This window comes from uncultured Rothia sp. (genome assembly GCF_916715725.1).
In the GTDB taxonomy this organism is placed as follows: domain Bacteria; phylum Actinomycetota; class Actinomycetes; order Actinomycetales; family Micrococcaceae; genus Rothia.
The window spans coordinates 179,542-187,769 of the sequence record NZ_CAKAPD010000003.1; the positions used below are offsets into that span (position 1 = coordinate 179,542).

The 8,228-nt window shown below is 58.0% G+C and carries 9 protein-coding genes; 4 read left to right on the forward strand and 5 right to left on the reverse strand.

Features of this window, described 5'->3' with window-relative positions; genetic code table 11:
- Positions 1-8: 8 nt before the first annotated feature.
- Positions 9-311, reverse strand: coding sequence for a recombinase (locus tag QZ822_RS03565; RefSeq protein WP_294642651.1), 303 nt, complete (start codon positions 309-311; stop codon positions 9-11).
- A gap of 289 nt (positions 312-600) precedes the next feature.
- Here QZ822_RS03565 and nadE point away from each other — a divergent pair, with 289 nt between their 5' ends.
- Entirely contained in the window at positions 601-1,434 is an 834-nt protein-coding gene (gene nadE / locus QZ822_RS03570; RefSeq protein ID WP_294642653.1) for an ammonia-dependent NAD(+) synthetase, read from the forward strand.
- Positions 1,435-1,552: 118 nt separating this feature from the next.
- Here nadE and QZ822_RS03575 read toward each other — a convergent pair whose 3' ends face one another.
- Positions 1,553-3,079: an MATE family efflux transporter gene (locus tag QZ822_RS03575; protein WP_294642655.1), complete on the reverse strand. Its 1,527-nt coding sequence runs from the start codon at positions 3,077-3,079 to the stop codon at positions 1,553-1,555.
- 413 nt (positions 3,080-3,492) lie between these two features.
- Between QZ822_RS03575 and pdxS the strand changes: the two genes are divergently transcribed.
- Positions 3,493-4,398 (forward strand): pyridoxal 5'-phosphate synthase lyase subunit PdxS, encoded by a 906-nt coding sequence (gene pdxS / locus QZ822_RS03580; RefSeq protein ID WP_204862532.1) that lies wholly within the window; start codon positions 3,493-3,495, stop codon positions 4,396-4,398.
- A gap of 115 nt (positions 4,399-4,513) precedes the next feature.
- Positions 4,514-5,152: a pyridoxal 5'-phosphate synthase glutaminase subunit PdxT gene (pdxT, locus tag QZ822_RS03585; protein ID WP_294452245.1), complete on the forward strand. Its 639-nt coding sequence runs from the start codon at positions 4,514-4,516 to the stop codon at positions 5,150-5,152.
- 118 nt (positions 5,153-5,270) lie between these two features.
- Here pdxT and QZ822_RS03590 read toward each other — a convergent pair whose 3' ends face one another.
- The gene (locus tag QZ822_RS03590; protein WP_294642657.1) at positions 5,271-5,936 is read right to left on the reverse strand and encodes a hypothetical protein; all 666 of its coding nucleotides are present in this window, start codon (positions 5,934-5,936) and stop codon (positions 5,271-5,273) included.
- Positions 5,937-6,233: 297 nt separating this feature from the next.
- Between QZ822_RS03590 and QZ822_RS03595 the strand changes: the two genes are divergently transcribed.
- Positions 6,234-6,980, forward strand: a complete 747-nt coding sequence (locus QZ822_RS03595) for a hypothetical protein (RefSeq protein ID WP_294642658.1) — start codon at positions 6,234-6,236, stop codon at positions 6,978-6,980.
- 94 nt (positions 6,981-7,074) lie between these two features.
- Here QZ822_RS03595 and QZ822_RS03600 read toward each other — a convergent pair whose 3' ends face one another.
- Positions 7,075-7,422, reverse strand: coding sequence for a hypothetical protein (locus tag QZ822_RS03600; protein WP_294642660.1), 348 nt, complete (start codon positions 7,420-7,422; stop codon positions 7,075-7,077).
- Between the two features lie 42 nt (positions 7,423-7,464).
- On the reverse strand, positions 7,465-8,028 hold the full coding sequence (locus QZ822_RS03605) for a hypothetical protein (protein WP_141757032.1): 564 nt from the start codon (positions 8,026-8,028) through the stop codon (positions 7,465-7,467).
- Between the last annotated feature and the right edge of the window lie 200 nt (positions 8,029-8,228).

An 8,228-nucleotide genomic window follows, 5' to 3' on the forward strand; every position in this document is an offset into this window, starting at 1 on the left:
CGGCCTAGTTAGCGCTGGCGGGCTTCTTTACGGTTGAGCTTCTCAATGGCGGCTTCCACCTTTAACTTGCGGTGACTCAGCTTCCAGAGGCTGAAAGACTGCGTCAAGGTACTCTTGCCTATCTCCACGAGGGAAGGCAGCCCCTGCCGGATGAGTGCCTCATTAATTTCTTCCTGGGTGGCGCCCTGCTCCTTCATCTGCTCGACGATGATGTTCGCCTCCGCTATTTTCCCGGAGGTGAGCGGGTGGTTTTCGAGGCTGGTTTCGATGTCTACGAGCTCATCGTAGAGTTCAGTTTTTGTTTTTGCCATGGTGCTGTCTTCACCGTCCTTGGTTGACGTGTTCTGTGGCGTAGCGGGTGTGGGGGCGTTTTCCCTCATCACCGGCTGTTTTGAACGGTATTTGAACCGTATGTTCATGCTAACAGCCGCACGGGTTGTCGCACAGGGTTTTTACCGGTGAGTATGCTGTGTATTTTTCAGGGCTGAAACGATACTGAACCCGCCGCGTGCGCCGCGCTGAACGCACCGTGTGGAACACTACCTCGCCTCCCTCGGCGGTTCACCGCGCGGGCTATAAGGTGGAGCGTACACTTAAGTCATGCGTGAATTACAGGCACAGATCATCCGTGAAATGGGCGTCAAGCCCAACATGACCGAAGAGCAGGCACGCGAAGAAGTGGAGCGCCGCATCCAGTTCATCTGCGACTACCTGGAAGCCACCGGAAGCCGCGGCCTGGTACTGGGCATCAGCGGCGGTATCGACTCCACTCTGGCGGGTCGCCTCTGCCAGCTGGCGGTCGACCGCCTCAACAAGCGTGGCCGCACCACCGAGTTCGTGGCGGTGCGCCTGCCCTACCGTGTGCAACACGACGAAGAGGACGCGCAGGAGGCGTTGCGTTTCATCCAGCCCACCCACTCCCTAACCTTCAACATTGCCGAAGCTGTCGACGGTTTCGATACCGCCTACGTTGCCGCGACCGGCAAGCAGATCAGCGACTTCAACAAGGGCAATGTGAAGGCGCGCGCCCGCATGATCGCCCAGTACGCGGTTGCTGGCGGCCCCGGCTACCTGGTGGTCGGCACCGACCACGCGGCGGAGTCCATTACCGGTTTCTTCACGAAGTTCGGTGACGGCGGCGCGGACCTGCTGCCGCTGTACGGCCTGAATAAGCGTCAGAACCAGCTGCTACTGCGGGTTCTGGGCGCGTCTGAGCGTCTGTGGGCTAAGCCGCCGACTGCTGACCTGCTGGACGGCGTGCCCGGCCGCACCGATGAGGATGAGCTGGGCCTGACGTACCCGCAGATTGACGACTACCTGGAGGGTAAGGAAATCGACGAGGCGGCGGCGCAGAAGCTGGAGCAGATTTACCTGCGTAGCCGCCATAAGCGCACTACCCCGGTGACGATTTTTGATTCCTGGTGGAAGAACTAGCGCGGAAGAATCTAGCGTCTTCCGGTTGAGCGCCTCAACCGGCGTAAGAACTAACGCGAAAGCCCCGGGCTCCCATGCGAGAGTCCGGGGCTTTTACTATGCTTTTGCAGACAGAGGACTATGCCTTCTGCTCGGGCTGTGCAATGGAAACCTGGGTAGCCTGAGCGTCAGGCTCCTCAGAACCTTCAGTCTCAACCTCAGGCTTAGCCGGGGGTACCTTCGAGCCGCCCGTGGCGAGGAACAGCACCAGACCCAGCGCGCAGGCGAGCACCTGAGTGAAGGGGAACGCCCAGGTCAGGCCCTTAAAGCCGAACCACATGTTGCCGAAGTACACGGCGGGGAAGAACAGCAGAGCAATACCGAGGGTCATCAGCATGGCCGGGCCGCCCTTACCGGCCGCCTGGAACCAGGAGACGAACACGATGCTGACCGCGTTGAACACGGCGGCGAGCATGAGCGCGACCATGACCTCTTCACCGGTGGAGACCAGACGCTCATCGCCCACTACGGCGAGCAGTTCGCGGCGGAAAATCAGCACCGGAATGGTGATGGTTACGGAGGTAATGACGGACAGCATGGTTGCGGTGCGCAGCGCCTGCTTCACGCGGGCACCGTTGCGGGCACCGTACGCGTAGGCGTACAGCGGGATACCGCCCATGCACAGGCCCATACACAGCATTTCGGGGACCATGTTCAGGCGCATTGCCAGGCCGAACGCCGCGACGGTGTCGTCACCGTAGGAGGCGGCGAGGTTGTTCAGCAGCAGGGCGGCGAAGATCAGGTTGAGGCTCTGAATGAGCTCGGCGGCACCGACCGCAACCACGGGCTTGATGATGGCAGGGTCGAGGGAGAAGTCCCGGATGTTCGCGGAGAAGTTCTCGCTCTGACGCATCAGGAACAGCAGGTAGTACAGCATGGATGCGCCGTTCGCCAGCAGCATCGCCCAACCGGCACCGGCAATACCCATGCCCATGATGGCGATGAACAGCACGTCGAAGATGCAGGTGACGACGGTGCCGACGATGATGCCGTACATGGACTGCTTGGCGTAGCCTTCGGAGCGCACGAGCTGTTCGAGGGTGAACATGCCGATGGCGAGGGGCGCGCCGAGGAACATGAGGTGCACGTAAATGCGGGTCGGTTCGTAGGAGCCGCCGGATGCACCCATGATGCTGGTGATCGGGTCGGCGAGGATGAAGCCGATAGCCGCCGCGACGATACCGGCACCGAGCGCCGAGTAGAGGGCGAAGGAGGTGACGCGGTGAATTTCGTGGGCGGGCTGGCCTTCACCGAGCTTGCGGGAGGCGAGGGTGGAGGAGCCCAGACCGAACAGGCCGGCGATTGCCATAATGACGCCGAATACGGGCACGCCGTAGCTGGTGGCGGCGAGGTCTTCGGTGCCGCCGTAGTGGCCGACGAAGTAGGAGTTCACCACGTTGTAGATGCTGGTGATGGCGAGGCCGAGTGCCATGGGCACGCCCAGGGAGAGGAGCGCCTTGAGGATGGGAGCGTCTTTGAGCAGGTAGATGTTCTGCGGGTCTTCGCTTGCGCCGTGAGGACCGTGCGCGCCGTGTCCTGCGGTGGGCGCGGTGTTGCTGGGTGCGCCGTTTTTGGGCGCGTTGTTTTCAGTCTGGTGGGACGTCATAGGTTCCTTGGTCTGTGCGGTCCGGTCACTTGTGTGCGTCAGATAGACGGCTGATGTCCGCGAATGTGCGGGTGCCGGGGCGCCCGAAATGTCTTGCTCGTTCCCTGGGCCGTTGAGGCTTCCGCTTGGGGGTGAGTGGGGGCGTAACTTTTATATTTTACCGATGTTCAACGCGGGTGGGTAGATGCTCATCGTGAGCAAAACCTGCCGTATGGCCGCTCGGGGTGTGAGTTTATGGGAGGCGGCCCCGTGCATCCGGCGGGCCTGCTCAACCCACGAACCGCCCTACTCTGACCGCTTTTCATGACGTTTTGTGTCATTCTGACGTGAACTTGGGGTCGTACTGTGTCAGAGAACAGAAAATCCGCCTCCGTGAGTGCGCGCGAACACTCAGAACGTGAGAAGATAAGGTCATGACTGATAACAACACCGTAACCGGCAGCCCGCTTGTTAAGCGCGGCCTGGCCGACATGCTCAAGGGCGGCGTCATCATGGACGTCGTCACCCCCGAACAGGCTAAGATCGCTGAAGATGCTGGCGCTGTTGCCGTCATGGCTCTCGAGCGCGTTCCCGCGGATATTCGTGCGCAGGGCGGCGTGGCTCGTATGTCTGACCCGGACATGATTGAGGGCATCATTGATGCTGTTTCGATCCCGGTCATGGCGAAGGCACGCATCGGCCACTTCGTTGAGGCTCAGATTCTGGAGACCCTGAAGGTCGACTACATTGACGAGTCTGAGGTTCTCTCTCCCGCTGACTACGTGAACCACATTGATAAGCACCAGTTCAAGGTTCCTTTCGTGTGTGGTGCTACCAACCTGGGTGAGGCTCTGCGCCGCATCACCGAGGGTGCCGCTATGATCCGTTCGAAGGGCGAGGCTGGCACCGGTGACGTCTCTGAGGCAACTAAGCACATCCGCACCATTAAGCGTCAGATTGCTGAGCTGCAGGGCCTGTACAACACCATGCCTGATGAGCTGTACGTGAAGGCTAAGGAACTGGCTGCACCGTACGAGCTGGTGCTCGAGGTCGCTAAGACCGGCAAGTTGCCCGTCGTGATGTTCACCGCTGGTGGCGTGGCTACCCCCGCTGACGCTGCGATGATGATGCAGCTGGGCGCTGACGGCGTGTTCGTTGGTTCCGGTATCTTCAAGTCGGGCGACCCGGTTGCTCGCGCGAAGGCTATTGTGAAGGCTACCGCGTTCTACAATGACCCGGAGAAGGTTGCTGAGGCTTCTCGCGGCCTGGGTGAGGCTATGGTCGGCATCAACGTTGCTGACATTCCGGCACCGCACCGCCTGGCGGAGCGCGGCTGGTAATTCGTGCGCGCACCCCGCGTTCGGGATGAGTGTTTGATGAGGGGGTGGGGTTCGCTGAGGCGGGTCCCACCCTCCTTGTGTTTGTTGTGTTTGTTGTTTTGTGAAGGGAGCGGTGATGGTTGAGAAGGTTCAGCCTACCGGTGTTTTGCCGGGTGAGGGTTTGACGGTTGGTGTTTTGGCGCTGCAGGGCGGCGTGCGTGAGCATGCGCTGATGCTGGAGTCCCTGGGCGCGCAGGTGCGTTGGGTGCGTACCGGTGAGCAGCTTGAGGGTCTGGATGCGCTGGTTTTGCCGGGTGGTGAGTCGTCGACGATTGACCGTTTGACCCGTATTTTTGGTGTGCGTGAGCCGCTGATTGAGGCGATTTCTTCGGGCCTGCCGACCCTGGGTACGTGTGCTGGCCTGATTATGTTGTCGAAGCGTATTGATGATCCGGCGCCGGGTCAGCAGTCGCTGGGTGTTTTGGATGTTTCGGTGGGTCGTAACGCTTTTGGTTCGCAGGTTGATTCTGCGGAGGTGCGCCTGCCGTGGCTGACTCCTGCCGGTGATGAGGTGGTTATTGATACGGCGTTTATTCGTGCGCCGATTGTGACTGGCACCGGTGAGGGTGTGCAGGTGACGGCTCGTCATGAGGGGAAGATTGTGGGTGTGCGTTCGGGCAACCTGATCGGTATTTCTTTCCACCCGGAGGTTACGGGCGATACGACGGTGCATGAGGAGCTGCTGGCTCTGGCACGCGAGGTGAAGGGCAACTAGCCCCTCCCCTCCCCCCCCAAAAAATAAGCCCGGTAATGAGCGTTTAAAGAGTTGTGGCAGTGACCGTTTCGTTCGGTCACCGCCACAACTGTTTTGAGTGGGTTATGCGTGAGTGGACTTATGGGCGGGCGCTGCTGGGGATTTGGGGCTGGGCCTTCCACTGCTGGTAGGCGCTCGTGGCGAGGAATCGTGCACGGTTGCCGTCGCTGAGCGTCTTGATGTCTGCGGGGGCTGCCTCGTACCACTTTTCGTAGAGACGAATAATCATCTCGGGGTAGGCGGCTTCTTCCAGGTCTGCGCGGTGGGGGATGAATTCGTTGCGGTTCTTGATGTCTCGGTACTCGCTGCCAGCGAAGGGGTCGGTGACTCCGACGCTGGGGTGGGCGTTGTAGGCATCGATGTTTTGAACGTATTCGGGGAGGGTGCTCCGCCCTGCTTTGAGCGCGGCGTGGCACTTGCTGTCGATTTCGCTGGGCTCAATGATGTGGGCGCCGTCTGCGAGGATGTGCCGGTACTCGATGTACGCGGGGTATTGTTCATCGGTGCGCGGGACGGGCTTGACGGCTTCTGCTGATGCGAGATCTTCAGCGGAGTATGAGGAGCAGCTGATGTACGGCGTGGTGCTTGCCGTTGCTAAGGCGCTCGCCGTGGAGGGTGAGGAGGTGCTACTTGCCGCGGTGTTCGCACCACCGCAGGCGGCGAGGAACAGAGGCAGGATAACCGCAACGGTACCGCATCGTACAATGCTACGACGGTTGGAGAAGGTCTTCGGGGTGAGAGCCATGGGGCCACCTCATAACGTGGGTGTAGTAATGTATTGCGCCCCACTATACCTGTAGATTTGATATATGGTCAATGAAAATATGTGTCTTTTTCAGTAAAACCAATATCGCCTTTTTCTTCTCCTCTAAATACAACTGACAAGCGATAACACCCTAACAAGGGTTGAATGTCCTAGATAGTTTGCTGAAATTTTTGCCATTCCTTGTGGGTATTTGCAAAACACCCCACACGCTACACCGTCCAACGTATACTGAGACGCAATATATCGTTCCATCCCTCTTGTGAGGTGGCCTCATTCATGACCCACACCCCTGTTTTTCTTTCGCTCCGTTCCGGCGGTCTACGACGCGGTGCCGCGCTGGCGATTCTTCCCTTGCTTCTTGCCTCCTGCGGTAGCTCCACCAACACGGCATCAAATACTCCCGCGCCCTCGAACACAACCGTGACTTCCTCCCCGTCAGCTACAAGCGCCACCGGGTCCACTTCCTCTTCCGCGGCGAAGAAGGCATCTACCCCCTGCCTTGAACCTGACGAAACCGCAAAAGCTCAAACCCTCAAGCAGCAGGAAGCCATCAGCGCCGACCGCGGAACAGCACTGCCCTCCTACGTCTCCGCGCGGCATGTTGTGCGCAACCAGGCGAACTTCCCCACCCGCACCGAAGCTGAATCAGCGGGAGCCGAGTGCCTGGCACTGTACGAGAAGAACAAGGCCGATCACACCTACGCCGCAGCGTGGGTGCGCGCTATCGATGACAATAACGTGGCAAGCGGAAAGGTAGCCTCCGGCCCGCGCGCTGACATTCAGAGCGCAGACCCCTACAAGGCAAGCAACTACGTCGATATTCGAGAGGGTAAGGAGTACTTCCCGACCCGACAGGAACTGCTCGCGGCAAACTACCCTGAGAACTACATTGTTGCTTTTGAGGCGTGGGCGCAGCAGGCGCCAGCCGATGTGAAGCAGAAGAGCGACGCGAACCGTGCGGCCGCTAAGGATACTCGTTGGTCTGAGGTGGTAACCCTGCCCAGCCCCGACAACCCTGTCTAATCGAACCCCGTCTAATCTGAGTCTGTCTCATCTTAAAAATAGTTGTGGCGGTGACCATTGTTCGGTCACCGCCACAACTGTTATAGGGTGCAGGTTAGGGTAGGAGCGCCAACCCAAACTCAATAACAATCAGCGCGACAGCACACGCGAAGAGTACCCCACGCGACACATTGAACTTCTGCCAGAGCCTATACAGCTGCCCGGGAACCAGCCAAATAACGCACGCATCAAAAGCAAGCGAGAACGAGACGTTACTCCACTGAATAATCATCAGGGCAAGAGCAAAACCCACGCCGAGCACATCCAGGATGCGCCGGTGCTTTCGCACCTGCTCCCTCTCCTTCTGATAGCTAGGGTTGTTTAGCAACCTTGGTGGTGCTTTTTTCAGCTGACCCACAATGACCAAAACCGCCAGCGGGATCAGAGAAATACCGAAGAACATGGGAACCTCCTCTTACGTATATTGGTGTATACAGAAGAAAAACTACTGGAAGCATTCCTTCTGAATCATACCGATACCGAGCAGTTCAGCAGCAAGCATCCTAAATTCCTGCTGTGCACTACGGTCTGCCAAATGCCAGGCACCACGAAGAATCCTTGCAACTTTCTGTACTCCATAGCGACGAACAAGCTTTACCAGGCGCCAGCCAGTTTTAGCAACCTTCGCTCCAGGGATTGCCGTTTCAGCGACAAATAGTGCAAGAGCACCTGCACAGGACCAAACATTGCCCTGAGGCGTTACAGAGTTATTCCAGGGTGAGGAAAAGGAGTCAACATGCAAACCTTGCAGGTCCTTTGAAATAGCTGCAAGCTCTTTGCGAGTTTTCTTATCCAGGATGTAACCAACGCGGTTACCTGAAGGAGAGAGAACTTCATGGAGGCGAGCTCCTCCATCCAAGTACTCAACAACCCGACCCACGTAATTACCATCTGCAAGCTTTTCAGGAGTAACCGCATATGCTGCAGTGCCCCCAAGAAGGATAAGCGGTACGCCAAGAGTTGCCCCCTTCAGCAACACTCGACGATTGATAGAAGTGAAGTCAGCCATGACAAACTTCCTCTCAAATTAGTAATTTACAACACATTGAATAATGTGTTGAGAAATATTCTAGGTTAGGAGTGTTGTTGCACGCAAGAGAAAATGCACTTTATTTTTGAAAAAATTTACAAAAAGTGATACGGGTTGAACTTCTGGTAGATAGTTAATCTAACACTCACCAAATACAGTTGTGGCGGTGACCGAACAAC

Excerpts from the sequence above, each read along its gene's own strand:
- pdxS (WP_204862532.1), top strand. The coding sequence starts at position 3,493 with ATGACTGATAACAACACCGTAACCGGCAGCCCGCTTGTTAAGCGCGGC.
- QZ822_RS03590 (WP_294642657.1), bottom strand. The coding sequence starts at position 5,936 with ATGGCTCTCACCCCGAAGACCTTCTCCAACCGTCGTAGCATTGTACGA.
- pdxT (WP_294452245.1), top strand. The coding sequence starts at position 4,514 with ATGGTTGAGAAGGTTCAGCCTACCGGTGTTTTGCCGGGTGAGGGTTTG.
- QZ822_RS03565 (WP_294642651.1), bottom strand. The coding sequence starts at position 311 with ATGGCAAAAACAAAAACTGAACTCTACGATGAGCTCGTAGACATCGAA.
- QZ822_RS03605 (WP_141757032.1), bottom strand. The coding sequence starts at position 8,028 with ATGGCTGACTTCACTTCTATCAATCGTCGAGTGTTGCTGAAGGGGGCA.
- nadE (WP_294642653.1), top strand. The coding sequence starts at position 601 with ATGCGTGAATTACAGGCACAGATCATCCGTGAAATGGGCGTCAAGCCC.
- QZ822_RS03575 (WP_294642655.1), bottom strand. The coding sequence starts at position 3,079 with ATGACGTCCCACCAGACTGAAAACAACGCGCCCAAAAACGGCGCACCC.
- QZ822_RS03600 (WP_294642660.1), bottom strand. The coding sequence starts at position 7,422 with ATGTTCTTCGGTATTTCTCTGATCCCGCTGGCGGTTTTGGTCATTGTG.
- QZ822_RS03595 (WP_294642658.1), top strand. The coding sequence starts at position 6,234 with ATGACCCACACCCCTGTTTTTCTTTCGCTCCGTTCCGGCGGTCTACGA.